Below are 25525 nucleotides of genomic sequence, written 5' to 3'. Positions count from 1 at the left end.
CGCCCCGTCGCCCTGCTGTTCCCCGGTCAGGGGGCCCAGCAGCCGGGCATGGCCACCGGCCTCTACGGGCACGAGCCGGTGTTCACCGCCGTCATGGACGAGTTCTTCACGCTGCTCGGGCGGGAGGGCGAGGAGCTGCGCGAGGACTGGCTGAGCGAGCACCCGCGCGTTCCGCTCGACGACGCCTCCCGCGCCCAGCCGTTGCTCTTCGCCGTCGGATACGCGCTCGGACGCACCCTGCTCGCCCACGGCCTCCGGCCCGCGGTGCTGCTCGGGCACAGCATCGGGGAACTGGCGGCGGCCGCGCTGGCCGGCGTGTTCGACCTGGCCGACGCGGCCTGGCTGATGTCGGCCAGGTCCGCCGCGATGGCCGGCGTCGGGCCCGGGGGCATGCTGGCCGTGGCGGCGCGCCCCGAGGAACTCGCGCATCTGCTGCCGGACGGTCCCGGGGGCGCCCCGGGTGCGGTGGCCGTGGGTGCGGTCAACGCACCCGCGCAGACGGTGCTGAGCGGGCTGGAGCCTCAGCTCACCGCGGTCGAGACGGCCCTGCGCGAGGCCCGGGTGGCCGCGCGCCGGGTGCCCGCGCGGCAGGCCTTCCACAGCCCGGCGGTGGCGGGCGCGGCCGACGTGTTCGAGACGGCGTTCCGCGGAGTGTCGCTCAACTCGCCGGTGATCCGCGTGTGGTCGACCCGCACGGGGCGGCCGGTGCGCCCGCACGAGGCGGCGGACGCCGGGTTCTGGGCCCAGCAGCTCGCCGAGCCGGTGCTGTTCTGGCCCGCGCTGGACAACCTGCTGCGGCACGACGACTTCACCCTGGTGGAGACGGGGCCCGGGCAAGGGCTGTCGATGCTGGCGCGCCGGCATCCCCAGGTGCGGTCGCGGCGCAGCCGTGTGGTGCCGCTGCTGCCTCCGCGGCCCGGCGGGGACCTGGCCTTCCTCCGAACTGCGCTGACCCACCTCCTCACTTGACGATCGTACAGCCAGGCACTTACCGTCTGACAAGTAGTAGCTTGTCGATGAGACAGTGACGGCCCGGCCGGCCCGTGCACCTTCCGCACCTTCCGTTCTTGACCTTCCCGAACACCCGAAGGGGGCTGACCCGTGGCGCGAGTACACGGAAAGAGCCGGACCCGACCACCCGGCCGCACCACTACGGAGCCGGCCTTCCGGCCGCGCGGTCTCGCCGGCCGCATGGGCAGCTGGAGCGCCGAGCACCGCTGGACGGCCGTGGCCGCCTGGCTGCTCTTCGCGGTCGTCTCCGTGGTCGTCGGAGGCATCGTCGGGCAGATCGACGCGGCGGACCACGACACCGTGCCCGGCGAGGCCGGACAGGTCATCAAGACCCTGCACGACAAGGGTGTCCAGGACCCCGCGCTGGAGTCCGTACTGATCCGTTCGACCGGCTCGGTGACCGACCGGGCCGCCCGCGACACGGTCAGCGACGTCATCGCCTCGGTCCGGGCCACCGGACAGGTCACCGACATCCGCTCGCCCTACGACACCAAGGCCGTCTCCCGGGACGGCCACGCCGCCCTGGTGCAGTTCGCCGTCACGGGGGACCCCGCCACCGCGGGCGACCGGGTGGGCCCGGTCCTCACCGCCGTCGAGGAGGTGGCGGACCGTCACAAGGACATGAAGGTCGAGGAGTTCGGCGCCGCGAGCGCGGACAAGACCATCGGTGACGCGTTCAGCGACGACTTCGCGCAGGCCGAGTACTCGGTGGTGCCGCTCGCGATCGGCATCCTCTTCATCGCCTTCGGCGCGCTCGTCGCGGCCGTCCTGCCGGTGGTCCTCTCGCTGACCGCGGTCGTGGCCACCACCGGACTGGTGGCACTGGCCAGTCACGCGGTGCCCATGAGCGACAGCTCCGGCATCGTGATGCTCCTGGTCGGCATGGCCGTCGGCGTGGACTACTGCCTCTTCTACCTGCGCCGCGAGCGCGAGGAACGGGCGCGAGGCAGGGACTCCCGGACGGCGCTGAGCATCGCGTCCGCCACCTCCGGCCGGGCCGTCCTCGTCTCCGGCAGCACGGTGATCGTCGCGATGGCCGGCATGTTCCTCACCGGCATGATCGAGTTCGAGGGCATGGGCCTGGCGACCCTGCTGGTGGTGGCCGTGGCCATGATCGGCTCGGTGACCGTCCTGCCGGCCGTGCTGTCCCTGCTCGGCGAGCGGGTGGAGAAGGGGCGGCTGCCCTGGCGCAGGCCGGCCCGGCAGGCCCCGGAGAGCGAGAGCCGCGTCTGGCGCGCCGTCCTCGGCACCGTGCTGCGCCGCCCCAAGCTGTCCCTGCTGGTCGGCGCCGGCGCGCTGATCGCCCTCGCCGTCCCGGCCACCGCCCTGCATCCGGCGGACCTGACCCTCAAGCAGGAACTCGGCGACGTGCCCATGGTCCGCGCCTACGAGGACATCAGCACGACGTTCCCGGGCGGTCCTGAGCCGGCCGAGGTCGTGGTGACCGCCGACGACATCACCGGCGCACAGGTGACCGGGGCCATCGCCGCGTTCCGCGAGCGCGCCGTCCGTTCCGGCGCCTCCGGCGGCCCGGTCCAGGTGACCGTGCACGAGAAGCAGAACCTCGCGGTCATCGAGGTGCCGCTGGCCGGGGGCGACTCGCGGGCCAGGAGCGAGAAGAGCCTGAAGGTGCTGCGCGAGGAGGTACGGCCGCAGACCCTCGGCAAGGTCGAGGGTGTACGGGCACCGATCGGCGGATCCGTCGCCGCGTCCAAGGACTTCGCCGACAAGCTGGGCTCCAGCGTGGCCCCGGTGTTCGCCTTCGTCATCGCCTTCGCGTTCCTGCTGATGCTGCTGTCCTTCCGGTCGCCGCTGATCGCCCTCACCTCCACGGTGCTCAACCTGCTGTCGGTGGGCGCCGCCTACGGCATCCTCACCGCGGTCTTCCAGAAGGGCTGGGGCGCCTCGCTCATCGGCGCGCAGGGCGTGGGGGCCATCGAGTCCTGGCTGCCCCTGTTCCTGTTCGTCATCCTGTTCGGGCTGAGCATGGACTACCACGTGTTCGTGGTGTCGCGGATCCGTGAGGCACGGCTGCGCGGCATGACCACGCGGGACGCCATCGAGCACGGGATCGCGACCACGGCGGGCGTGGTCACCAGCGCCGCGGTCATCATGGTCGGCGTGTTCGCGATCTTCGGCACCCTGTCGCTCCAGGGCATGAAGCAGATGGGGCTCGGGCTCGCCATCGCCGTGCTCATCGACGCGACCGTGATCCGGGGCATGCTCCTGCCGGCGGCGATGCTCCTGCTCGGCGAGCGCAACTGGCACGTCCCGCGGCTGCTGAGCCGGCTGCCCGACCTGGAGGGCGGCGACCTCGTGGCGCCCGAACAGCAGGTCGTGGCGGCCCGGCAGGACGGCGAGACGTCCGAGCGCGCCAGGGCCTGAGCCCGACATCGCACGCTGAAAGGGACGGCCCGAGCGGGCCGTCCCTTTCAGCGTGCGGGCACCGGTCAGGAAACCGATTCGTACACGGCCACCCAACCCTCCCGCAGAGCGGAGTACTTATTGACCGCATCAATTCTCGAAACGGCTCCGAGTTTCACGAAAATACTGTGCACATGCCGTTTCACAGTTCCCTCGGAAATGGAGAGGCGCCGGGCTATCTGCCCATTGCTCAATCCGTCGGCGATGCGCGTCAGAATTTCCTTCTCCCGGCGGGAGAGAGAAGTCTCGTCGTCCGGACGGCTCATACGCTCGATACTCGACCGGGCCACCGAGAGCACCACACGGCCGTCGCGTGCGGCCACGGTCCGGATCGCGGTGACCAGCTCCAGAACCGTGACGCTTTTCGTGAGATAGCCACTGATGCCCAGCGCGAGCAATTCCTGCAGCAGGGCCGGCTGGTCGTGCGAACTCAGCACCAGGAACCGGGAATCACGGACGGCCACCCGGAGCTGCATGAACGTCTCCATGACGCCCTCGGGCCGGTCCGCGTCGACGATGACGACATCAGGCTGGACCGTGACCGCCAGATCGACCGCCTCCGCGCCTCCCACGGCGCAACCGACGACGGTCAGATCCCGCTCCGCACCCAGCATGGATCCCAGGGACTCCCTGAGAAGCGTCTGGTGATCAACAAGAAGGACCTTGATCTGCCTCGACACCATCCGTCGAACCCCCCGTTAGTACGATTCGAGCCACGACAGCACGCTGGGCCAATCGAACAGAGCATCAACGCGAGAAGACTTTCAGCACATTCCCTCGATGCACTGTATCTCAACCAGGCCGTCAATCAGGTAAAGATTCAGTAATGGTAAAAGATTGAAACTGGTCCAATAATGCGGAATTCAACGCTCCGCGCCGGCCGTGCATACAGCCGGGGAATGCGTAGCAGACCCCCACAGCAATGCGGGGGCCTGAGACGCGCAGAATTTACTACTTGCCGGTGCGGGTACGGTAGAGCCGAACGGCCAGCGGAGCGAAGACCACGATCATTCCGACCGAGTAGAGAGTCGTCGCGAGTACCGGGTGCTGAAGCGGCCAGGCATGCACGCTGCTCGCGGGATTCGGATTGCCGAACAGGTTCCTGATGGCGGCCGAGAGCGAGCTGAGCGGATTCCAGTTCGCCACCTCACGCAGCCACGCCGGCATACCCGAGGTGGGGACGAAGGCACTCGACACGAAGGTCAGTCCGAGCATCATCAGCACCCCGAACTGCTGGACGCCCTCCGCGCTGCGGAAGACCATGCCGAGGCAGGCCATCCCCCAGTTGAGCGCGTAGGCGAAGAGCAGGATGAGGGCGAACCCCTCCACGGCGTGCGCGAAGTCGGTGTGGATGCGCCAGCCGATGGCGAGACCGGTCGCGGCCAGGACGATCACGGCGATGATCGTGGTCAGCAGGTCCGCGAGACTCTGCCCGGCCAGGACGCCGGCCCGGGACATCGGCAGCGACCGGAAGCGGTCGATGATCCCGTTGGACATGTCGTGGTTGACCGCCGTCGCGGTGCCGGTCGACGCCGAGGCCATGGTCATCGCGAACATGCCCGGAATCAGGTAGTCGTGGTAACTCACCCCGTTGGGCAGCGCGATGGCACCGCCCACGACGTAGGCGAACAGCAGGGTGAACACGACCGGGGTCAGTGTCACGTCGATCAGGGACTCGGGTTCGCTGAGCGTCCGGGCGAGGTTGCGGCGGGCGAGCACCAGGGTGTCGCCGATCACCTGGCGCACCTTGCCGATCGTGCCGGGGCCCGCGTCGAGGCGGCCGGGAGCAGCCGTGAGGGTGGTCATCTCGTGTTCTCCAATACAGACATACGGGAGCCTGGTCAGCCGGCCGCGGCCACGACGTCGTCCTCGCTGGCCGGCTCGTCCTGGGCGAGGGCCGAGTGCCCCGTGAGTGCCAGGAAGACGTCGTCCAGCGACGGACGCCGGACGGAGCAGTCGTCCAGTTCGATGCCCGACCTCAGCAGGGACCGGACCACGTCCGTCGCCAGACGGGGACGCGCGGTCACGGGGACCTGCACATGGCGCGTCTCGGGGTCGATGGTGGCGGGGCCGGTGCCGAAGCCGCCCAGCACCAGTGCGGCCGTGGCGAGATCGCCGCCGGCCGAGACGACGACCTCCAACTGGGCGCCGCCCAGGATGGACTTGAGTTCGCGGGGCGTCCCCTTGGCGATGGCCCGGCCGCGGTCGATGACCACGATCTGGTCCGCCAGCTGATCGGCCTCCTCCAGGTACTGCGTGGTCAGGAACAGTGTCGTGCCGTCGGCCACCAGGTCGCGGATGACGTCCCACATCACGTTGCGGCTGCGCGGGTCCAGACCGGTGGTGGGTTCGTCGAGGAAGAGGATCCGCGGGCGGGCCACGAGACTCGCGGCCAGATCGAGCCGGCGCCGCATGCCGCCGGAGTAGCCCTTGACGGGGCGGCCCGCCGCCTCGACCAGGTCGAACTCCGCCAGCAGTTCGTCGGCCCGCTCCTGGGCCGCGCGTCGCCGCAGGCCGGCCAGGCGCCCGATCATGACCAGGTTGTCCCGCCCGCCCTGGAACTCGTCGAGGGCCGCGTACTGCCCGGTCAGCCCGATGGCCCGGCGGACGGCCGCGGGGTCCTTGCTCACGTCGTGGCCGCCCACGCGCACCTGGCCGCCGTCCGGCTTGAGCAGGGTCGCGAGCACCCGCACGGTCGTCGTCTTGCCCGCACCGTTGGGCCCCAGCACCCCGACGACCGAACCCGCGGGCACTTCGAGGTCGACGCCCTTGAGGGCCTCGTAGTCGCCGAAGCGCTTGACGAGTCCTCGAACGCTGATGGCGATGTCGCCTCCAGGAGAGACAGACACGGATTTCTCCTCATGGGGTCGGAGTCAGGGGCGGTGCGACCGCTGCGCGGGGCCTTGCGACCGCGCTTGGATCCCGGATTGCTACTGTGCATCCCATAATTGATCCCGTCGGCAAGCCCGAATTATGCTCACCGGCCAGTGGTCACTTGCCAAACGGTAAGGGAATCACTTGCCAATCGTCAAGGAGAGGTCGACGTCATGGTCGCGCCATCAGCAAAGGACCAGGCCAGCAAGAAGGACGCCGGATCCTCCGGTTCGGGCAGCACCCGCGATCGGCTGCTCGCGGTGGCCACGGAGCTCTTCACGACCCAGGGGTACGGCGGCACGTCCCTGCGGGAGATCGCCGAGCGGCTCAATGTGAGCAAGGCGGCCATCTACTACCACTTCCGCACCAAGGAGGACATCGCCCGCGCCATCGTGGAGCAGATCATGGAGGTGAACGGCGGCATCGCCGACCGGCTCACCGTGGCGGGCAAGGACGCCGAGGCATGGCAGCGCGCCTTCGACCAGATCATCGAGATCGCCCTGACCCATCGCCGACTCTTCATGGTGTGGGACCGCAACGACGACGCGTTCCAGAAGCTGTTCGCCGACGACCCGGTGCTGGGACCCCAGATCGAGGCCCAGGGCGAGCCGCTCGCCGCGCTCTTCGCCGACGCGTCCCTGCCGCCCTCCGACCGCATCCGGCTGGGCTGCGCGTTCGGCGCCATGATGGGCCCGCTCGTGATGTACACGTCCTTCTACGAGGACCTGAGCACCGACGTGCTGCGCGAGCAGATCCGCACCACCGTCGCCACCCTGCTGAGCGACTGACCGCAGGCCCGCGCCGGGACGCGCACACGGACGGCGCACCGGCACGGGAACCCCGCCGATGCGCCGTCCGCGCCGTTGCCCGCGGCTGTCAGACCACGTCCAGCCGCTCCCCCCGGGCCTGGGCGGCGACCCGGGCGCGCAGCGCCTCCTCCGCCGTGTACTCGATGCGCCGGGTGGCGAGCCGGAGGACCGGCGGCGCCATCATCGAGGTGATCACCGCCACCAGCACCACGATCGTGTAGGACTCGGACGTCAGGACGCCCAGGCGCAGCCCCACCGAGGCCACCACGATCTCGATGACGCCCCGCGCGTTCATGCCGGCACCGACCGCGAGCGCCTCCCAGCGGCTGAGCCTGCTGAACCTGGCCCCGACGAACGCGCCGACGAACTTCCCGAGCACCGCCAGCGCGAGGACGATCAGGGCCACACCGAGAACCTCGGGCCGCCGCAGCGCGGTCAGGTCCACCCGCAGCCCCGCGGTGGCGAAGAACAGTGGCGCGAGCACGCTCATCACGAAGGCGCGCATCGGGGCCAGCCTGGACAGCTCGATCCCGCCCGACCGGCGCAGCATGATGCCGGCCACGAACGCGCCGAACACCGCTTCCAGGCCCATCGACTGGGTCGCGGCACTGCACAGCAGCACCGCGGCCACCGCCAACGCGACCGGTGCCCCGGAGCCGGGGGTGCGGCCGGTCATCCGCAGTGCCGTCCCCAGCAGCCGGTGCCCCACCGTCGCCGCCAGGAGGACGACCACCGCGAGCCACATCAGCGAGGTCGCGACCGTGGAGGCGTGCACACCGGTGGTGGCCATGGCGGAGACGGCCGACAGCAGGATCCAGCCGACGATGTCGTCGATCATGCCGGCCGCCAGGGTCAGCTGACCGACGTTGCGGTGCAGGAGGTTCATGTCGGCCAGCGTCTTGGTGATGACGGGTATCGCGCTGACGCACATGGCCACGCCGAGGAAGAGCGCGAACACATGGCGCTCCTTCACCGCCTCGCCGAGGAACGACTCCGGCACGTACCAGCCGGCCAGCACACCCAGGGCGAGCGGGACGACCAGCCCGACGAGACTGACGCCCAGTGCGGTACGCCCCCTGCGGCGCACCAGGCCGAGATCGAGCTCCATGCCGGTGACACCGACCAGGAGCAGCACCCCGACCTGTCCCACCGCGTCCAGGAGGTGGAACTGCTCCGGCTGCTGGGGCAGCAGCCAGTGGGAGAGGTCCCCGGCGACATGCGTGAGCACCGACGGTCCGAGGACCACGCCCACGCACAACTCCCCCACCACGGCGGGCAGTCCGACGCGGATCGCCAGCCGGCCGAACACCAGCGCCAGGAGCAGCAGCAGTCCGGCCTGGAGGAGGAGGACGAGCAGGGAATGAGCCGGGATCGGGGCCACCGGCGAGGCGATCGGCATGGCGCTCCTCTGCACAGGAAGGGTCGCGTACGGAGCGAACACCGTGGCATCGCCGATCGGAGGGTCGTTCGAGCGACAGCGGAGACGGGTTCCCGCCAGAACCCGAACCGGACAACTGACACATAGAGCACGCCCCGCCGGGTCCGACTACATCGAAAGTTACATCGGCACCGGTCCTACTGGTTCAAGTGAGGCAACCTTCAGAAGGCCCCGTTGCCCGCGACCTCTCCGACACATTAAGTTCAGGCCAGAGGTAATCCAGAACCGGTCTTATTGCTCCGGAAGGGACAGGTAAATGGAATTCAGACTGCTCGGCCCACTGGAAGTGATGCACGATCGTCAGCTATGCACGCCGCACGCCCCGAAAGTCAAGAAGGTATTAGCTCTGCTCCTGCTCAGGGCCAACCAGGTCGTCAGTCTCGACACGCTGATAGAGGAGTTGTGGGGGGACCAGTCACCACAGACCGCCATCACCACGACCCAGACGTACATCTATCATCTCCGCAGGTCACTGACGCGAGCGGTAGGTCCGGACAAGGCGGAGGAGATCGTCAGGACGGCCGCGCCCGGGTATGTCCTGAGCGTCGCGGATCACGCGGTCGACATCAAGCAATTCGACACCCTCATCGCTCGCGCGAAGGTTTCGGCAGCGGCTCAGGATTTCCGGGCGGCGGCCCAGTCCGCAAAAGACGCACTGGCCTTGTGGAGGGGTACGCCGCTGGCCGGAGTGGATTGCGGAAACGTGCTGCGCGGATATCTGGTGAACCTGGAGGAGCGTCATATTGAGGCTCTTGAATTGCGGGTCTCGGCGGAAATGAGGCTCGGGAACTACCGCGAGATGATCGCCGATCTCCGCTCGCTGGTGACCGTCCACCCGCTCAACGAGTGGTTCCACGGCCAGCTCATCGTGGCGCTGGACAAGGCGGGCCGCCGCAGCGAGGCGCTGCACGCCTACCAGAACGTGCGCGAGCTGCTGCGCCGCGAGCTCGGCCTGGAACCGTCGGCCGAACTGTGGCACCTGCACCAGGAGATCCTCGCCGCCGACTCCCGTGCCCGCAGCTCCCACCGGCGTCTGCCCGTGCCCCCGCGCGGTGTCGTCGGCCGCGCGTCCGCCCCCGTGCACTAGCCGTGAAGGAGAGGTCCATGTCACTGACCACCCCTCCCGCGTCCGGCGCACCGCCCGTCGAACCGGAGACGTTCCGCGCCATCATGGGCGCGCTGCCGACCGGCGTCACCGTCGTCACCACGCTCGACTCCCAGGGCGACCCGTGCGGCTTCACGTGCAGCGCCGCGTGCAGCGTGTCCCAGGATCCGCCCCTGCTGCTGGTCTGCGTCAACTCCCGCAGCCGGGTGCTGCGGGAGATGCTGGGCACCGGAGCGTTCGCCGTCAACGTGCTGCGCGCCAACCGCGAGTGGGTCTCCTCCCACTTCGCGTCCCGGGCCGAGGACCGTTTCTCCTCCGTCGCCTGGCAGCCGGCCGAGGCGCTGGGCCTGCCCTGGCTGCCGGACCACACCGTCGCCTACGCGGAGTGCCGGCTGGACTCGGCCATCACGGCGGGCGACCACACCGTGGTCATCGGCACGATCGTCGGCGGGGACGCCCTGCAGACCCGCGGACCCCTCATGTACTGGCGCCGCGAGTACGCCGGATGGCCGGGCCACGACGCACTGGGCTCGGGCCTCACCCTGGCGACCGAGGGATGACTCCCCCGACGCGGATGCGGTGTGCCGCTGCCGGATCGTCCGGCAGCGGCACACCGCATCCGCGGTTTCCTCAGAGAGTGGCCTGCACCTGCTGCGGCGAGACCGCCAGCAGATCGCGTATCTCGGTGCGCGGGTGGTCCTTCGCCCACTCGGCGACCACCTGCATGTTCTCGGCCGTCGGGCTGATGAACCGCTGCTCCGGCCGGTTGAGCCCCAGCGCTGGGAACATCCAGTCGGACTCCCGGACCCGCCCGAGCATGGTGTCGGCGGCCTCCTGCGCCGACACCCGGCCCTCGTCGACGGCGTCGCACTGGGCGACGAGCTCCTCGAACATCTCCGCGTTGAAGTCCGTCGGGCACCACAGCCCCGGGTACTTGCTGTCGTCCAGCGCGCGCAGCGGTTCGTCGTTCCCGGCCGCCTTGGCCGCCTTCAGGGCGTTGAGGAACCTCTTGCTGCCCACCGCGCTGCCGGTCACCCAGATCCGGAAGACGGCGTTCCAGAGGTCGTAGTTCTGGAAGCTGATGTACGAGGCGTTCACCAGCTTGTCGTTGTAGTCGAGCAGCCCCTGTTCCAGCCGCTCCACCGGCTCGAAGCGCTCCAGGGAGAAGTCGTCGTCCCGCAGGGCCTCCATCAGCCGCCAGGCCAGGGTGTTGATGAGCTCACAGGTGTTGGACAGACCCCGCGAGAACAGCGGGTCGATGAATCCCGCCGCGTGGGACATCAGGCACCACCGGTCGCCGACGGTCCGGGTGGACGAGTACTGCATACGGGGCGTGCGCACCCACTCGCGGGCGCTGCGGGCGCCGGCCAGCTGGCGCTCGACGGCCGGGAAGCGGCGCACGTGCTGCCAGAACTCGTCCTCCGCGGACAGCCCCGGCTGCTCCGGATAGCGCCGCTCGTCCACCTGGAGGCCGACGCTGCACAGCGGGTTGGTGGCGTCCGGGTGGTTGTCGAACGGGATGATCCAGATCCAGCCGCGGTCGAACATGTGGTGCAGGGTCCCGCTGTGCCAGGGCACCGGCGGCCGGTCCGCGGCCCCGTGCCGCAGATGGTCGTCGGCCGGCTCGACGCCGATCATGTGCGTGAAGATCGACCGGGCGTGGTGCTTGAGCCGGCTGGGCTCCTCGCGCAGGCTCAACTGGTCGGCGAGCGGCGAGCGGAAGCCGCTGGCGTCGACGAGGTAGCGGGCCTGGTAGGACGAGCCGTCCGCGCCGATCACCGTGACGCCGTCGTCGGCGAGGTCGACCTTGGCGACCCGGTAGTTCTGCCGGGCCTCGCAGCCGTACTTCAGGGCCACGTGGAACATGTACGCGTCGCTGTCCTGGCGGAAGAAGTGCGCCGCGTTCCCGGTGACCTCGAGCAGCCGGAACATGTTGGTCTCACGCGGGTCGGGCTCCTCACCGTCCCGGTGGATCATAAAACCGAAGTTGCTCTTCTGGCCGTGCGAGGAACCGACGTGCTTCTTCACGCTCTCGAAGCTGCCGAGGTGACCGATCTCGGGCACGTCGTAACGGTGTGAGAGAAGACGCAGAATGAACAGCGTCTGCCCGATGGTGGATTCCCCTACGGCAAAGCGTGGATGCTGGGCCCCGTCCAGCAGGAGCGTACGGAATCCATGCTTTGCGAGAATGGCACCGAGCATCGTTCCGGAGAGGCCGGTACCCACCACGGCCACATCGTACGTTCCTTCGTCGCGCCGCATATCTGCGTACCCCTTCGTTCGTTTCACCGGACCATGCCGATCCATGACGACGGCTGGCTCTCCCCAGTGCAGCAAGGGGCCCTCAAAGACCGCTCGAAGGCCGATCGTTCCGGCCCCGCAGGGGCACGCCGGCACCCGGGCGAGCCCCGTCGACCGGCCTTCGAAGCACCCTGGATCGCGCGGCAGCATTCTCGACTCCGGCCCGGTACGGAAGACACGGAAAAGCAGGTGCCGGGAAGCCCCAGCGGAGGGAGAGACGGTGCAAGGAATACCCGAGGGGCGCCGCGTCGTCATCACCGGAATCGGCGTGGTGTCCCCTGGCGGAATCGGCAGGAAACAGTACTGGGAACTCCTTACCTCGGGGCGTACGGCAACCCGCACCATCACGTTGTTCGACGCCTCGCCGTTCCGCTCGCGCGTCGCGGCGGAGTGCGACTTCGACCCGATTGCGGCCGGTCTCACCCGGCGGCAGATCAGGCAGTGGGACCGGACCACCCAATTCGCCGTGGTGGCCGGAAAGGAGGCTCTGGAGGACAGCGGAGTTCTCGGCCAGTCCGATCCCCACCGCACCGGCGTCATGATGGGCACCGCCTGCGGCAGCACCATGAGCCTGGACAGCGAGTACGCGCTCGTCAGCGACGAGGGCAAGTCCTGGCTCGTCGACGAGTTCCACGGTTCGCCCTATCTCTACGACTACTTCGTCCCCTCCTCCATGGCCGCCGAGCTCGCCTGGATCGCCGAGGCGGAGGGCCCGGTGGGCGTGGTGTCGACGGGCTGCACCTCCGGCATCGACGTCCTCGGGCACGCCGCCGACCTGATCCGGGAGGGCCACGCCGACGTGATCACCACGGGCGCGTCGGACGCCGCGATCTCCCCCATCACCGTCGCCTGCTTCGACGCCATCAAGGCGACGACCGCACGCAACGACAGCCCGGAGACGGCGTCCCGGCCCTTCGACCGCACCCGCAACGGCTTCGTGCTCGGCGAGGGCTGCGCCGTCTTCGTCCTGGAGGAACTGGAGCACGCCCGCCGCCGGGACGCCCACGTCTACGCCGAGATCTCGGGCCACGCCTCCCGCTGCAACGCCTACTCCATGACCGGGCTGAGCGACGAGGGACTGGAGATGGCCGACGCGATCACGACCGCGCTGGACATGGCCCGGCTGGCCCCGTCCGACATCGACTACGTCAACGCGCACGGCTCCGCCACCAAGCAGAACGACCGGCACGAGACCAACGCCCTCAAGCTGAGCCTGGGCGCGCACGCCTACGGCACCCCGGTCAGCTCGATCAAGTCGATGATCGGGCACTCGCTCGGAGCCATCGGCGCCCTGGAGACCGCGGCCTGCGCCCTGGCCGTCGAGCACTCGGTCGTCCCGCCGACGGCCAACCTGCACGAGCCGGACCCCGACTGCGACCTGGACTACGTACCCCTGGTGGCCCGGGAGCAGGAGGTCGGCACGGTCCTCAGTGTCGCCAGCGGCTTCGGCGGGTTCCAGAGCGCGCTGGTCCTCAACAAGCCGCAGCGGAGGAAGGGGTGAGCGGCTCGGGGCCGCGGTCCGTGATCACCGGCATCGGGGTCGTCGCTCCGACCGGGCTCAGCACCGGCGACTGGTGGGCGGCCGTGCTGCGCGGCGAGAGCGGCATCCGCCGGATCACCCGCTTCGATCCGTCCGACTACTCGGCCACGGTCGCCGGTGAGATACCGGAGTACCGCACCACCGACCGGCTGCCCAGCCGCCTGCTGCCGCAGACGGACCGGATGACACGTCTCGCGCTCATCGCCGCCGAGGAGGCCCTCTCCGACGCGGGCGCGGAACCCGCCACGATGCCCGACTTCGCGTGCGGTGTCGTGACCGCGGCCTCCGCGGGCGGTTTCGAGTTCGGGCAGAAGGAACTGGAGGCCCTGTGGTCCAAGGGCGGCAGGTACGTCAGCGCGTACCAGTCGTTCGCCTGGTTCTACCCGGTCAACACCGGGCAGATCTCCATCCGGCACGGGCTGCGCGGCCCCGGGAGCGCGGTGGTGGCCGATCAGGCCGGCGGCCTGGACGCCATGGCCAAGGCCCGGCGCCACATACGCTCCGGAACCCCGCTCATGGTCACGGGCGGGGTCGACGGGTCCCTGTCCCCGTGGAGTTGGCTGTGCATCATCCGCTCCGGCCGGGCCAGCGAGTCCTCCGACCCGCGCCGCGCCTATCTGCCCTTCGACCGCCGTGCGGAGGGGGCGGTCGTCGGTGAGGGCGGGGCCCTGTTCGTCATGGAGGGACGGGAGCAGGCACGGGAGCGCGGTGCGCACCACCGGTACGGCGAGATGGCCGGGTACGCCTCGACGTTCGATCCACGCCCCGGATCGGGGCGGCCACCGGGACTGCGCAGGGCGGTCGAACTGGCCCTGGCGGACGCCCGGACGGCGCCCGCGGACATCGACGTGGTCTTCGCCGACGCGTCCGGCGTGCCCGAACTCGACCGGATCGAGGCCGAGGTGATCGCCGAGGTGTTCGGCCCGCGGGCCGTCCCGGTGACCGCGCCCAAGACCATGACGGGCCGGCTGCTGGCGGGCGGTGCCCCGCTGGACGTCGCCGCCGCACTGCTCTCCCTGCGCGACGGCGTCGTCCCGCCCACGGTCCACGTCGACACCCCCGCCCACGAGGACCTGCTCGACCTCGTGCGGGACGAACCGCGCGAGCAGCCGCTGTCCACCGCCCTCGTCGTCTCCCGCGGCCTGGGCGGCTTCAACTCCGCGCTGGTCGTCCGCTCCACCCCGTGACGTCCGGCCCCGTCACCCACCGGTGCGCGGCCCCGACCCCCTCACCCGGAAAGGAAACCCCCATGACCTCGTTCGAGATCAAGGACCTGGTACAGCTGCTGCGCGAGTGCGCGGGCGAGGACGAGGAGGTCGACCTCGACGGCGACATCCTCGACCTGGACTTCACCGACCTCGGCTACGACTCGCTCGCTCTCTTCAACACGGTGAGCCGCATCGAGCGCGACTACTCCGTCGAACTGCCCGACGACGTGGTCGCCGAGATCAGGACGCCCCGCCAACTGGTGGACCTGGTCAGCACCGGGCTCACCGAGCGGGTGTGACCTCCCGCTCCTACCGCTCGTCGCCCAGGCACCGCCAGGCCGCACGCGGACGGCGGTGCCTGCCGACGACTTCTTCCGAGGGAGACAGCGATGTGTGGCATCACAGGATGGATCGACTTCGAGCGCGACCTGACGCACGAATCGGCCCGGGCGGGTGCGATGACGGGGACCATGGCCTGTCGCGGGCCCGACGCCGAGGGACTGTGGATCGACGGCCACGCGGCGCTCGGCCACCGGCGTCTCGCCGTGATCGACCTGGAGGGCAGCCGCCAGCCCATGACGGCCGAGGACGACGAGGGGCGCACGCTCGCCTCGCTCACCTTCTGCGGCGAGATCTACAACTACCGTGAGCTGCGCGCCCAGTTGACGACCCTGGGCCATCGGTTCCGGACCGCGGGCGACACCGAGGTGGTGCTGCGCGGCTATCTCCAGTGGGGCCCGGAACTGGCCGAGCGGCTGAACGGCATGTTCGCCCTCGCGATCTGGGACACCCGCACCGAGGAACTCCTGCTGCTGCGCGACCGGATGGGAGTCAAACCCCTCTTCTACCTGCCCACCGAGCACGGCGTCCTCTTCGGTTCCGAGCCCAAGGCGATCCTGGCCAACCCCCTGGCGCCGCGCCGGGTGTCGGCCGAGGGACTGTGCGAGATCCTCGACATGGTCAGGACCCCCGAGGCCGCCGTCTTCGCCGGCATGCACGAGGTACGGCCCGGTCAGATGGTCCGGGTCGGCCGGCAGGGGCTGCGCAAGCACACCTACTGGCGCCTGGAGGCCCGCGAGCACACCGACGACCTGCCCACCACCATCGCCACGGTACGGGAGCTCCTCGAGGACGTCGTCGCCCGCCAGCTGGTCTCCGACGTACCGCTGTGTCTGCTGCTCTCCGGCGGCCTCGACTCCTCCACCGTGACCGCTCTCGCCGCCCGCGCCTCGGCGGCCCGCGGACGGGGAGCCGTACGGTCCTTCTCCGTCGACTTCGCGGACGCGGCCGACCGATTCCAGCCCGACGCGGTGCGCGGCATGCGCGACACCCCCTTCGTGCACGACGTGGTGGACCACGTCGGCACGCGGCACACCGAGGTCGTGCTGGAGAGCGCCGAGCTGAGCGCGCCGACCCTGCGCGCCTCGGTGCTGCGCGCCGTGGACCAGCCGCCCGCGTTCTGGGGCGACATGTGGCCGTCGCTGTACCTGCTGTTCCGCTCCGTGAAGCAGCACTCCACCGTGGCCCTGTCCGGCGAGGCGGCGGACGAACTCTTCGGCGGCTACCGCTGGTTCCGCAACCCCGCCGCGGTCCGCGCCGACACCTTCCCCTGGCTGACCTCGGGCTCCGCCCGCTACTTCGGCGGTCTGGCACTGCTGGACAAGGGCTTCCTCGACAAGCTCGACCTCACCGGCTACCGCCAGGACCGCTACCAGGAGGCGCTCGCCGAGGTGCCGTGGCTGCCCGGCGAGAGCGCGGACGACCGGATGATGCGCAAGGTCGGCTATCTCAACCTGACGCGCTTCGTGCAGACCCTGCTGGACCGCAAGGACCGGATGAGCATGGCCGTCGGCCTGGAGGTCCGGGTGCCGTTCTGCGACCACCGGCTCGTCGAGTACGTCTTCAACACCCCGTGGGCGATGAAGTCGTTCGACGGGCGGGAGAAGAGCCTGCTGCGGGCGGCGGCCTCCGACCTGCTGCCCCGTTCGGTGCTCGACCGCGTCAAGAGCCCCTACCCGGCCACCCAGGACCCGGTCTACGAACAGGCCCTGCGCACCGAGCTGGCCGACGTGCTCGCCGCCCCGGACTCCCCCGTGGCCCCGCTGCTGGACCGGTCGCGTGCGGCGCGGATGCTGGCCGGGCCGCTGGGCGACGTCAGCCGGCCGTACGACCGCGGGAGCCTGGAGATGGCGCTGTGGCTCAACGCCTGGCTCACCGAGTACGACGTCACCCTCGACGTGTGAGGCGCGCGGTGACGGAGACACGGACCGACTTCTGCATCGTCGGCGGCGGGCCCGCCGGACTGACCCTCGCTCTGCTTCTGCTGCGTTCCGGCGCCCGCGTCACCGTCGTGGAGAAGCTCCGGTCGCTGGAGCGCGAGTACCGCGGGGAGATCCTCCAGCCGGGCGGCCAGCAACTCCTGGACGCGCTGGGAGTCCTGAAGGGCGCGCGGGCCCGGGGCTGCCACGAGCACGACCGCTTCCTGCTGGAGGAGAAGGGCCGGATCCTGATCAACGGCGACTACCGCCGGCTGCCCGGTCCCTTCAACTGCCTGCTCAGCATCCCGCAACGGCACATCCTGGAGGAACTGCTGGAGCAGTGCTCCCGGTACGCCGGGTTCGCCCACCTCGGCTCCACCCGGTGCTCCGCGCTGATCTCGGACACCCGCCAGCGGGTACGGGGCATCCTCGGCCGCGGGCCGCGCGGCGATCTGATGGTGCACGCCCGCTGTGTCATCGGCGCGGACGGCCGGTACTCGAAGGTGCGGCAACTGGCCGGGGTGGGCTACGACCGGTTCGAGGCCTTCGACCAGGACGTGCTCTGGTTCAGGCTGTCCTGCGAGGGTCCCGTGCCGTCGGACGTGCGGATCTTCCGGGCCGGGGGCAACCCCGTCCTGGCCTACGCCTCCCATCCCGGGCACCTCCAGATCGGCTGGACCCTCCCGCACCGGAGGTACAAGGAACTCGCGGCACAGGGGCTGGAGCACATCAAGGCACGGCTCGGCGCGGCCGTACCGGATCAGGCGGAGCGGATCGACGCGGAGATCACCTCGTTCCGGGATCTCTCGCTGCTCGACGTCTTCTCCGGTGTGGCCCGGGAGTGGACACGGCCCGGACTGCTCCTCATCGGGGACAGCGCGCACACGCACGGCCCGATCGGGGCCCAGGGCATCAACCTGGCCGTCCAGGACGCGGTGGCGGCGCATCCCGCCCTGCTCGCGTCGCTGCACGACGGTGAGGACGGGGCCGAGCCGCTGCGGCGGTACGTGACGGGCCGTCGGCGGGACGTGCAGCGGATCATGAGGATCCAGACGATGCAGGGCAAGGCGATGCTGTCGGCCGGGGGCCTCGCGTCGGTGGTCCGCCCGAGGATGGCGGCCCTCGTCTCCCGGACCCCGGCCTACCGGGCCGTGTTCGACCGACTGGCCTTCGGCAATCGGGAGATCGTGGTCCGCGAGGAGCTGTTCTACCCCTCCGCGGCGACCTGAACCGTGTTCACCGTCCACGCCGCCGGGAGCGGGACGGCAACAGGTCCCGGTCGAGTTCGCGCTCCAGCGGGCTCAGCGGCAGATCCGGGCACAGCCGCTCGGGGTGACCGGCCGGCGGACGGGCGAGAGGAGCCGGCGGGGCCCCCTCCTCCTGCCTTCGCCGCAGTTCCGCCATCGCCTCCAGGGCGTGGGGAGCCGGCAGATGGAGGAATCCGAGAGCCACGAAGGAGCGCACGAGAGCCCAGGCGAACGTCCTCAGGACCGTTCCGCGAGGTGAGAACCCGGCCATGCCCACTCCCCTGTCGTCGGTCGGTCACGCACACGCACAGCGTGGCGACCCCCCGTCGGGGACGGCTGGACGATCGTCAGCGGCTCGCTAGAGCCCGGCCGTTCGGGCGGGCACCGGTTCCGCCGCGCGGGGACCCGTCCGCGCGGCCGGCGCAGAGCATCGGAGGAGTTCGGATGGACGAGGCACTCAGCAGGGACGACGGCCCGGCCGACGGGGAGGAGCCGGTGCAGGCACCGCCGCTCCTGCTCGCCGGGGTCGACGACGGCGAGCCCGAGCCGCACATCTGCCGCGGCATCGACTGAGGGCGCACGGAGTCAGGGCCGGTCCGCAGCGAACCATGTGCGCAGCGCGCGCTCCAGCGCGGCGGCGTCCGCGGTGCCCTCGGATCCCGCGGCCCAGGCGATCACCCCGTCGGGCCGCACCAGCAGCGCGGACAGACCGTCGTACTCGATCGCGGCCGCGCGGGTGACGCGAAGGGTGCCGGACCAGGGCCGGGCCGTTCGCTCCACCTCGGGTTGCCCGGTGTGGACGAGGACGGCGTGTCCTTGCTCGGTGAGCCGGGCGAGGGTGGTCGTGTCCGTTCCGGCGGTCGTGTCCGTCCTCAGGCGCACGTCGGGGCAGTGGGTACCGGTCAGCCGGTGCGCGTCCGGGCCGGCGTGGGGCAGGGCGTAGCGCGTGTCGAGGCCGCTGAGGAGCCGGCCGAAGTACCGGTTGACCTCGGGGATGTCCATGAGGTCGGAGACGATGTCCCGCAGGGCGTCGGTGTGCGGGCCGGGCCGCATCAACGCGGACTGCGCCCGCGTGTTGTGCAGGGTGGCCTCCGCGACGGGACGGCGCTCGGCCGTGTAGCTGTCCAGCAGTCCCTCGGGGGCCGTTCCCCGCAGGGTCGCCGCGAGCTTCCAGCCGAGGTTGGCGGCGTCGAGCAGGCCCAGGGTCAGCCCCTGGCCGCCGTTGGGCGAGTGGACGTGCGCGGAGTCGCCGGCCAGCAGCACCCTGCCGCTGCGGTACGACGGGACGAGGCGGGCCTGGTCGGTGAAGCGCATGGCCTGGTGGACCGCGGTGACCTCGACGTCGGCCCCCGTCACACGGCGGAGACTGGCCTCCAGCTCCCGGGCGGTGACCGGGGCCCGGGGGTCGGTGCGCACGTCCTCGAAGTCGAAGGTGCCGACCATGCCCGGGGCGTGGAACAGGGTGCCGGTGGGCGTCCGTCCCGTCGGCGGCAGCCCGGCGGGACAGACGACGTCGGCGTGCGCCCGGCGGGCGACCATGAGGGGCTCGGTTCCGGGGAAGGGGAACCCGGTCAGCTTGCGGACGGCCGACCTTCCCCCGTCGCAGCCGACGACGTACGGGGCGTCGAGGTGTCGCACCCCGCCCGGGGTCCGGCAGGTGACGGTGACCCGATCCGCACGCTGCTCCACCCCGGTCACCACGTGTTCCCGGTCGGTCCGGACGCCCAGGCCCGCCGCGTGATCGGCGAGAATCCGCTCCAGATCCGGCTGCCAGATCAGTGCGCCCGCCCGCTCCGGCTCCTCCTGCAGCTCCTGGTCGATCTTGTGGATCCAGGCAAAGTGGCCCTTCTCGCTGCCGTGGTCGCGCCTGCGGTCGGTGAGACCGCCGGGCTGATGCGCCCGCAGCGGCTCGCCGAGGCCGCGGCGCCGGAGTGCCTCGGCCGCCAACGGACCGATGCCGCGCGCTCTGGGCTCCTCGGAGGGCCGGGCCAGCCGTTCCACCACCAGTGGCCGTGCGCCGTGCAGGCTCAGTTCGGCGGCCAGCATCAGTCCCACCGGCCCGGCTCCCACCACGATGACCTCGGCGTCCATCTTCCCTCCTCAGACGACTGGTTCCCACGATGAGCGGGCGGACCCCGAGCACCGCACGGAACCGGTCATCTTCACCCTGGCGGGGATCGCACGGGACCTTTGACCGAGCACCAAACAGAAAATGTGCCGACCGTGGGGTCGGCACATGGTGTGTGCGAGATGAGTGAGTGTCCGAGGGGGGACTTGAACCCCCACGCCCGATAAAGGGCACTAGCACCTCAAGCTAGCGCGTCTGCCATTCCGCCACCCGGACCAGGTGTCTGCCGCCTTGACGGGGGTGTTCCCCGCGGCGACACGCACAACAATACCAAGCTTTCGGAGTGCCTTTCACCTGCGTTTCCGTCCGGTCAGGGGCCGTGGCGACAGTATTCTGTATACTGTTTGCCATCCAACGGCCCCGGCTCGGAGGCGACATGGAAGCTCTGGAATCCGCAGTGGTACTGGGCATGGCAGACCAGGCACCCGACGGCATAGTGATCATCGACAGCGAGGGGCTGATCCGCTACTGGAACCGGGGGGCGGAGCGAATCTTCGGGTTCCCGGCGGCCGACGTGGCGGGCCGGAGCCTGGACGTCATCATTCCCGAGCGGCACCGCAAGCGGCACCAGGAAGGCTTCGACGCGGCCATGGCCCGCGGGTCCAGCAAGTACGGGGACGCGGACCTGCTGAACGTGCCGGCGCTGGCGGCGGACGGGCGCAAGCTCTCCATCGAGTTCAGCGTGGTGCTGCTGTCGGGCCCCGACGGGAGCCCCTACTGCGGCGCGGTCATCCGGGACGTCACCGCGCGGCGCGAGCGGGAGCGGGAGCTGATGCGGCGCCGGGCCGAGGCCACGGCGGTCTGAGCCCCGCGGGGCACCGCGAAGCGGCCGTGACCCGCGGGTCACGGCCGCTTCGCGTCGGCTTCCCGTCAGACGATGACTCCGCTCTCCTTCAGCCGGCCGATGGTCTCCTCGTCGTAGCCCAGCTCGACCAGCACCTCGGAGCTGTGCTCGCCCAGCAGCGGGGCGCCGACGATCTCCGGCTTGAAGGAGGAGAACTTCACCGGACTGCCGACCGTCAGGTACGTGCCGCGGCCCTTCTGCTCGACCTCGACGACCGTGCCGCTGTTGCGCAGGTCCTCGTCGTAGGCGATCTCCTTCATGCTCATCACCGGCGCGCAGGGCACCTCCCACTCGCGCAGGATGTCGACCGCCTCGTACTTGGTCTTGTCCGCGAGCCACTTCTCGATCTCCTCGAAGATCTCGAAGATGTGCGACTGGCGGGCGCGCGCGGTGGCGTACTCCGGGTCCTCGGCCCACTCGGGGTGGCCGATCACCTCGGCGGTGCGCTTCCAGTTCTGCTCCTGGACCGTGAAGTAGATGTACGCGTTCGGGTCGGTCTCCCAGCCCTTGCACTTGAGGACCCAGCCGGGCTGGCCGCCGCCGCCCGCGTTGCCGCCGCGCGGGACCACGTCGGTGAACTCGCCGTTCGGGTACTGCGGGTACTCCTCCAGGTGGCCGACCCGCTCCAGGCGCTGCTGGTCGCGCAGCTTGACCCGGCACAGGTTGAGGACGGCGTCCTGCATGGAGACGGAGACCTTCTGGCCCCGGCCGGTCCGCCCGCGGTCGATGATCGCGGTGAGGATGCCGATCGCCAGGTGCATCCCGGTGTTGGTGTCGCCGATGGCGGCGCCGGAGATGGTGGGCGGGCCGTCCCAGAAGCCGGTGGTGGAGGCGGCGCCGCCCGCGCACTGGGCGACGTTCTCGTAGACCTTGAGGTCGTTCCAGGACGACTGGTCGTTGAAGCCCTTGACCGAGCCGAAGATCAGGCGCGGGTTGAGCTCCTGGATGCGCTCCCAGGTGAAGCCCATGCGGTCCAGGGCGCCGGGGGCGAAGTTCTCCACCAGCACGTCGGCGTCCTTGATGAGCTTCTCCAGGACCTCCTTGCCCTCGGCGGTCTTGGTGTTGATGGCGAGGGAGCGCTTGTTGCTGTTGAGCATCGTGAAGTAGAGCGCGTCCAGGTCCTCGATGTCCCGCAGCTGACGGCGCGTCACATCGCCGCCGTTGGGGCGCTCCACCTTCAGGACGTCGGCGCCGAACCAGGCCAGCATCTGCGTGCAGGCGGGACCGGCCTGGACCCCGGTGAAGTCGATCACCTTGATTCCGGCGAGCGGCTTTTCACTCATGTGTGCTTCCTTTTCGTGAAGTTGTGCGGTCTGGGAGGTCTGGGAGATCCAGGCGTTCACTTCTTGGCGGGCGTGATGTTGCCGACGGTGATGCCCTTGGGGTTCAGGTGCGAGATGTGGCCGCTCTCGGTGCCGGCCGAGGGGTCGATCACGCAGTCGATGAGTGCGGGGCCGCCGGAGGCGAGGGCCTCGGTGAGGGCCGCGGTGACCTCGGCGGGCGTCGTGGCCCGGTACCCCTTGCCGCCGAACGCCTCGATGAGCAGGTTGTGACGGGCCGCCGACATGAGCGTGGTGGGCGAGGGCGCGTCGTCGTACGGGTTGGTGTCGTCGCCGCGGTAGACCCCGCCGTTGTTCATGATCACGGTGACGACGGGCAGCTTGTAGCGGCAGATCGTCTCGATCTCGATCCCGCTGAACCCGAAGGCGCTGTCCCCCTCGATCGCCACGACCGGGGCGCCGCTCTCGACGGCGGCGGCGATGGCGTAGCCCATGCCGATGCCCATCACGCCCCAGGTGCCGCTGTCGAGGCGGTGACGCGGCACGTGCATGTCGATGACGTTGCGCGCGATGTCCAGGGCGTTGGCGCCCTCGTTGACGATGTACGTCTCCGGGTGCGCGCGTACGACGTCCCGTACGGCCTTCAGGGCGCCCATGAACTGCATCGGGTGCGGGTCGGCCTTCAGGCGCTCGGCCATCTTGGCGACGTTCTGCGCCGAGCGCGCCACGAGTTCCTCGCGCCAGGCCGAAGGGGCCGTGATCTGGCCGGGTTTGGTGCGTTCGGCGAGCGCGTCGAGCACCGACTCGATGTCCCCGACGAGGGGCGCGGCGATGGGCTGGTTGCTGTCCATCTCCTTGGGGTCGATGTCGATCTGGACGAACCTGGCGTCCGGGTTCCAGCCCTTCTGGCCGTGGCCGAGAAGCCAGTTGAGACGGGCGCCGATCAGCATCACGACGTCGGCCTTCTTCAGCGCGAGCGAGCGCGCGGTGGCGGCCGACTGCGGGTGGTCGTCGGGCAGCAGGCCCTTCGCCATCGACATCGGGACGTAGGGGATGCCGGTGGACTCGATGAACTGCCGTACCTTGGCGTCCGCCTGGGCGTACGCGGCGCCCTTGCCCAGGACCACCAGCGGGCGTTCGGCGGACGCCAGCAGCTCGATCGCGCGGTCCACGGCCTCCGGCGCCGGGAGCTGGCGCGGGGCGGGGTCGACCAGGCGGCTCAGCGTCCGGTCGCCCTCCGCCTTGGGCAGGATGGCGCCGAGCACCGCGGCGGGGATGTCGAGATAGACACCGCCGGGGCGCCCGGAGATCGCGGTGCGCAGGGCGCGGGCGATGCCGCGTCCGATGTCCTCGACCCGGCTCACCCGGTAGGCGGCCTTCACGAAGGGCTGCGCGGCGGCGAGTTGGTCCATCTCCTCGTAGTCGCCCTGCTTGAGGTCGACGAGGTGGCGCTCGCTGGAGCCGGAGATCTGGACCATGGGGAAGCAGTTGGTGGTCGCGTTCGCCAGCGCGACCAGGCCGTTGAGGAAGCCGGGGGCCGAGACCGTGAGGGCCACGCCGGGCTTCTTGTTGAGGTAGCCGGCGATGGCGGCCGCGTGTCCGGCGTTGCTCTCGTGGCGGAAGCCGATGTAGCGGATGCCCTGCGCCTGGGCGAGCCGGGCCAGGTCGGTGATCGGGATGCCGACCACCCCGTAGATGGTGTCGACGTCATTCATCCTGAGCGCGTCGACGACCAGGTGGTACCCGTCGGTGAGCTCGGTCGGAACGTCGGCTGCTGCCGCGGTCTCCAGGGTCGAGGGAGCGGTCATGGTCCGAGGTCCTCCTTGGGCAGGTCCTGCCGGAGCGGCTACTTCTCTCACCATCCGCAGCGCGTTCGTCCGCGTCCAAGACCCATCGGCGACCAGCCGATAAACGGCGTCTATCGAGGGCTGGTCAGGAGCCCGGGAACGGCCTTGATAGACGTCTGCTATCGGCCGTTCGCCAGCGGGTATTGGACGTCTCCCGGGTGCCGCCGCACGCTCGCAGAGGATGTTCGTCAGGGCTGTGCGAGGAGGTGGGGTCATGGCTGTTCCGGCCGCGGCATCCGTGCGGGACGCGGACCGGTACCGGCCCCCGGAGGTCACGGGTCTCGCCGGCCTCCTCGACCGGCACGTACGGGAACGCCCCTACGCCCGGGCCCTGGTGGCCGGTGGGGCAGGCGAGCGGGTCCCGCTGTCGTACCGGACGCTCGCGGCCCTGGCCGACACCGTGGCCGCACGGCTCCGCGGGGCGGGGCTGGGAAGCGGTGACGCGGTCGGGCTGATCTGTGCCAACACCACCGAGTTCGTCGTCGGGTTGCTCGGTGCGGCGCGGGCCGGGCTGGTCACGGCGCCGCTGGACCCGGCACTGCCCCCGCCCCAACTGGCTTCCAGACTGTCGGCGTTGGGGGCGAGGTCCGTGCTCATCGGCCCATCCGTGCCCGACGGCATGACCCTTCCGGTGCCCGCGTGGCCGCTGCGCGTGGACGTGTCGCGGGCGGAAGCGGCCGCGGTGGGCCTGGAACCCGGGGTGTGCGAGCAGACCCATGTCGTGGGCGCCGCAGGTGAGTTGTCCCCGCAGGACGCTGTCGTGCTGTTCACCGCCGGCACCACCGACCGGGCGAAGATGGTCCCGCTGACCCACGCCAACGTGGCCGCCTCCCTGCGGAACATCTGCGCCACCTACGAGTTGGGGCCCGGCGACGCCACGGTCGCGGTGATGCCGTTCTTCCACGGCCACGGGCTGTTCGCGGCGCTGTTGTCCTCCCTGGCGAGCGGGGGCTGTGTGCTGCTGCCCGAGCGCGGGCGGTTCTCGGCGGGCACGTTCTGGGACCAGATGCGGGCCGTGGGCGCCACGTGGTTCACGGCGGTGCCGGCCATCCACGAGATCCTTCTGGACCGTTCGGAGCGGGAGCATCCCGGCGCGCAGGCACCGCCGTTGAAGTTCGTACGCAGTTGCAGCGCGCCCCTCAACACGGCGACGCAGCGGGCGCTGGAGCGGACGTTCGGCGCGCCGCTGCTGTCCGCGTACGGGATGACGG

The 25525-nt window shown here is 70.4% G+C and carries 22 protein-coding genes and 1 tRNA gene; 13 read left to right on the top strand and 10 right to left on the bottom strand.

The window, feature by feature from the left end:
• Together EHS43_RS09805 and EHS43_RS09800 are read left to right on the top strand one after the other, a co-directional pair.
• Positions 1 to 969, top strand: a 969-nt coding sequence (locus EHS43_RS09805) for an acyltransferase domain-containing protein (protein ID WP_148104033.1), incomplete at its 5' end; no start/stop codon positions are given.
• Between the two features lie 222 nt (positions 970 to 1191).
• The gene (locus EHS43_RS09800) at positions 1192 to 3396 is read left to right on the top strand and encodes an MMPL family transporter (RefSeq protein WP_125190138.1); all 2205 of its coding nucleotides are present in this window, start codon (positions 1192 to 1194) and stop codon (positions 3394 to 3396) included.
• 65 nt (positions 3397 to 3461) lie between these two features.
• Here EHS43_RS09800 and EHS43_RS09795 read toward each other — a convergent pair whose 3' ends face one another.
• The 3 genes from EHS43_RS09795 to EHS43_RS09785 form a co-directional block, all read right to left on the bottom strand.
• Complete coding sequence (locus EHS43_RS09795; protein WP_125190135.1) at positions 3462 to 4118, bottom strand: response regulator transcription factor; 657 nt, start codon at positions 4116 to 4118, stop codon at positions 3462 to 3464.
• 268 nt (positions 4119 to 4386) lie between these two features.
• Complete coding sequence (locus EHS43_RS09790; RefSeq protein WP_125190134.1) at positions 4387 to 5241, bottom strand: ABC transporter permease; 855 nt, start codon at positions 5239 to 5241, stop codon at positions 4387 to 4389.
• Positions 5242 to 5276: 35 nt separating this feature from the next.
• The gene (locus tag EHS43_RS09785) at positions 5277 to 6284 is read right to left on the bottom strand and encodes an ATP-binding cassette domain-containing protein (RefSeq protein WP_260470460.1); all 1008 of its coding nucleotides are present in this window, start codon (positions 6282 to 6284) and stop codon (positions 5277 to 5279) included.
• Positions 6285 to 6482: 198 nt separating this feature from the next.
• Between EHS43_RS09785 and EHS43_RS47050 the strand changes: the two genes are divergently transcribed.
• Positions 6483 to 7097 carry a TetR/AcrR family transcriptional regulator gene (locus EHS43_RS47050; RefSeq protein ID WP_125190133.1) on the top strand — a complete coding sequence of 205 codons (615 nt, stop codon included), beginning with the start codon at positions 6483 to 6485 and terminating at the stop codon, positions 7095 to 7097.
• A gap of 88 nt (positions 7098 to 7185) precedes the next feature.
• On the opposite strand, the gene EHS43_RS09775 is transcribed toward EHS43_RS47050, so the two are convergent.
• The gene (locus EHS43_RS09775) at positions 7186 to 8517 is read right to left on the bottom strand and encodes a cation:proton antiporter (protein WP_125190132.1); all 1332 of its coding nucleotides are present in this window, start codon (positions 8515 to 8517) and stop codon (positions 7186 to 7188) included.
• A 295-nt stretch (positions 8518 to 8812) separates the two neighbouring features.
• Between EHS43_RS09775 and EHS43_RS09770 the strand changes: the two genes are divergently transcribed.
• Both EHS43_RS09770 and EHS43_RS09765 read left to right on the top strand, forming a co-directional pair.
• Positions 8813 to 9643, top strand: coding sequence for an AfsR/SARP family transcriptional regulator (locus tag EHS43_RS09770; protein WP_125190131.1), 831 nt, complete (start codon positions 8813 to 8815; stop codon positions 9641 to 9643).
• 17 nt (positions 9644 to 9660) lie between these two features.
• Complete coding sequence (locus EHS43_RS09765) at positions 9661 to 10221, top strand: flavin reductase family protein (RefSeq protein ID WP_125190130.1); 561 nt, start codon at positions 9661 to 9663, stop codon at positions 10219 to 10221.
• 70 nt (positions 10222 to 10291) lie between these two features.
• On the opposite strand, the gene EHS43_RS09760 is transcribed toward EHS43_RS09765, so the two are convergent.
• On the bottom strand, positions 10292 to 11923 hold the full coding sequence (locus EHS43_RS09760) for an NAD(P)/FAD-dependent oxidoreductase (RefSeq protein ID WP_260470459.1): 1632 nt from the start codon (positions 11921 to 11923) through the stop codon (positions 10292 to 10294).
• A gap of 268 nt (positions 11924 to 12191) precedes the next feature.
• Between EHS43_RS09760 and EHS43_RS09755 the strand changes: the two genes are divergently transcribed.
• From EHS43_RS09755 to EHS43_RS09735, 5 genes are all read left to right on the top strand, one after another.
• Entirely contained in the window at positions 12192 to 13463 is a 1272-nt protein-coding gene (locus EHS43_RS09755; RefSeq protein WP_125190136.1) for a beta-ketoacyl synthase, read from the top strand.
• Positions 13460 to 14689 carry a ketosynthase chain-length factor gene (locus EHS43_RS09750; protein ID WP_125190128.1) on the top strand — a complete coding sequence of 410 codons (1230 nt, stop codon included), beginning with the start codon at positions 13460 to 13462 and terminating at the stop codon, positions 14687 to 14689. Before EHS43_RS09755 ends, EHS43_RS09750 begins: the two co-directional genes overlap by 4 nt.
• A gap of 62 nt (positions 14690 to 14751) precedes the next feature.
• Entirely contained in the window at positions 14752 to 15009 is a 258-nt protein-coding gene (locus EHS43_RS09745) for an acyl carrier protein (protein WP_125190127.1), read from the top strand.
• 90 nt (positions 15010 to 15099) lie between these two features.
• Positions 15100 to 16953 (top strand): asparagine synthase (glutamine-hydrolyzing), encoded by a 1854-nt coding sequence (asnB, locus tag EHS43_RS09740; protein ID WP_125190126.1) that lies wholly within the window; start codon positions 15100 to 15102, stop codon positions 16951 to 16953.
• Between the two features lie 8 nt (positions 16954 to 16961).
• Positions 16962 to 18197: an FAD-dependent monooxygenase gene (locus EHS43_RS09735; RefSeq protein WP_125190125.1), complete on the top strand. Its 1236-nt coding sequence runs from the start codon at positions 16962 to 16964 to the stop codon at positions 18195 to 18197.
• A 7-nt stretch (positions 18198 to 18204) separates the two neighbouring features.
• On the opposite strand, the gene EHS43_RS09730 is transcribed toward EHS43_RS09735, so the two are convergent.
• Positions 18205 to 18486, bottom strand: a complete 282-nt coding sequence (locus tag EHS43_RS09730) for a DUF6059 family protein (RefSeq protein WP_125190124.1) — start codon at positions 18484 to 18486, stop codon at positions 18205 to 18207.
• 173 nt (positions 18487 to 18659) lie between these two features.
• On the opposite strand from EHS43_RS09730, the gene EHS43_RS47555 reads away from it, so the two are divergent.
• The gene (locus EHS43_RS47555; protein WP_260470458.1) at positions 18660 to 18788 is read left to right on the top strand and encodes a hypothetical protein; all 129 of its coding nucleotides are present in this window, start codon (positions 18660 to 18662) and stop codon (positions 18786 to 18788) included.
• A 12-nt stretch (positions 18789 to 18800) separates the two neighbouring features.
• Here the strand turns inward: EHS43_RS47555 and EHS43_RS09725 are convergent, their stop codons facing one another.
• Both EHS43_RS09725 and EHS43_RS09720 read right to left on the bottom strand, forming a co-directional pair.
• A complete protein-coding gene (locus EHS43_RS09725) occupies positions 18801 to 20306 on the bottom strand; it encodes an FAD-dependent monooxygenase (RefSeq protein WP_125190123.1) in 1506 nt (501 codons plus the stop codon).
• Between the two features lie 168 nt (positions 20307 to 20474).
• Positions 20475 to 20559: transfer RNA gene (locus EHS43_RS09720), tRNA-Leu, on the bottom strand.
• A 193-nt stretch (positions 20560 to 20752) separates the two neighbouring features.
• Here EHS43_RS09720 and EHS43_RS09715 point away from each other — a divergent pair.
• Positions 20753 to 21148 (top strand): PAS domain S-box protein, encoded by a 396-nt coding sequence (locus EHS43_RS09715; protein ID WP_260470457.1) that lies wholly within the window; start codon positions 20753 to 20755, stop codon positions 21146 to 21148.
• A gap of 65 nt (positions 21149 to 21213) precedes the next feature.
• Here the strand turns inward: EHS43_RS09715 and frc are convergent, their stop codons facing one another.
• The gene (gene frc, locus EHS43_RS09710; protein WP_125190121.1) at positions 21214 to 22470 is read right to left on the bottom strand and encodes a formyl-CoA transferase; all 1257 of its coding nucleotides are present in this window, start codon (positions 22468 to 22470) and stop codon (positions 21214 to 21216) included.
• Between the two features lie 56 nt (positions 22471 to 22526).
• Positions 22527 to 24275 carry an oxalyl-CoA decarboxylase gene (oxc, locus tag EHS43_RS09705; protein ID WP_125190120.1) on the bottom strand — a complete coding sequence of 583 codons (1749 nt, stop codon included), beginning with the start codon at positions 24273 to 24275 and terminating at the stop codon, positions 22527 to 22529.
• Between the two features lie 253 nt (positions 24276 to 24528).
• Between oxc and EHS43_RS09700 the strand changes: the two genes are divergently transcribed.
• On the top strand, positions 24529 to 25525 hold a 997-nt coding region (locus EHS43_RS09700), incomplete at its 3' end, for an AMP-binding protein (protein ID WP_148104032.1).

The organism is Streptomyces sp. RP5T (assembly GCF_003933965.1).
Lineage (GTDB): Bacteria > Actinomycetota > Actinomycetes > Streptomycetales > Streptomycetaceae > Streptomyces.
This window is presented reverse-complemented; position numbering and strand designations above follow the sequence as displayed.

Bases quoted from the DNA above. Each gene is read 5' to 3' on its own strand.
- EHS43_RS09800 (WP_125190138.1), top strand. From the start codon at position 1,192: ATGGGCAGCTGGAGCGCCGAGCACCGCTGGACGGCCGTGGCCGCCTGG.
- EHS43_RS09795 (WP_125190135.1), bottom strand. From the start codon at position 4,118: ATGGTGTCGAGGCAGATCAAGGTCCTTCTTGTTGATCACCAGACGCTT.
- EHS43_RS09790 (WP_125190134.1), bottom strand. From the start codon at position 5,241: ATGACCACCCTCACGGCTGCTCCCGGCCGCCTCGACGCGGGCCCCGGC.
- EHS43_RS47050 (WP_125190133.1), top strand. From the start codon at position 6,483: ATGGTCGCGCCATCAGCAAAGGACCAGGCCAGCAAGAAGGACGCCGGA.
- EHS43_RS09775 (WP_125190132.1), bottom strand. From the start codon at position 8,517: ATGCCGATCGCCTCGCCGGTGGCCCCGATCCCGGCTCATTCCCTGCTC.
- EHS43_RS09770 (WP_125190131.1), top strand. From the start codon at position 8,813: ATGGAATTCAGACTGCTCGGCCCACTGGAAGTGATGCACGATCGTCAG.
- EHS43_RS09765 (WP_125190130.1), top strand. From the start codon at position 9,661: ATGTCACTGACCACCCCTCCCGCGTCCGGCGCACCGCCCGTCGAACCG.
- EHS43_RS09760 (WP_260470459.1), bottom strand. From the start codon at position 11,923: ATGCGGCGCGACGAAGGAACGTACGATGTGGCCGTGGTGGGTACCGGC.
- EHS43_RS09745 (WP_125190127.1), top strand. From the start codon at position 14,752: ATGACCTCGTTCGAGATCAAGGACCTGGTACAGCTGCTGCGCGAGTGC.
- asnB (WP_125190126.1), top strand. From the start codon at position 15,100: ATGTGTGGCATCACAGGATGGATCGACTTCGAGCGCGACCTGACGCAC.
- EHS43_RS09730 (WP_125190124.1), bottom strand. From the start codon at position 18,486: ATGGCCGGGTTCTCACCTCGCGGAACGGTCCTGAGGACGTTCGCCTGG.
- EHS43_RS47555 (WP_260470458.1), top strand. From the start codon at position 18,660: ATGGACGAGGCACTCAGCAGGGACGACGGCCCGGCCGACGGGGAGGAG.
- EHS43_RS09725 (WP_125190123.1), bottom strand. From the start codon at position 20,306: ATGGACGCCGAGGTCATCGTGGTGGGAGCCGGGCCGGTGGGACTGATG.
- EHS43_RS09715 (WP_260470457.1), top strand. From the start codon at position 20,753: ATGGCAGACCAGGCACCCGACGGCATAGTGATCATCGACAGCGAGGGG.
- frc (WP_125190121.1), bottom strand. From the start codon at position 22,470: ATGAGTGAAAAGCCGCTCGCCGGAATCAAGGTGATCGACTTCACCGGG.
- oxc (WP_125190120.1), bottom strand. From the start codon at position 24,275: ATGACCGCTCCCTCGACCCTGGAGACCGCGGCAGCAGCCGACGTTCCG.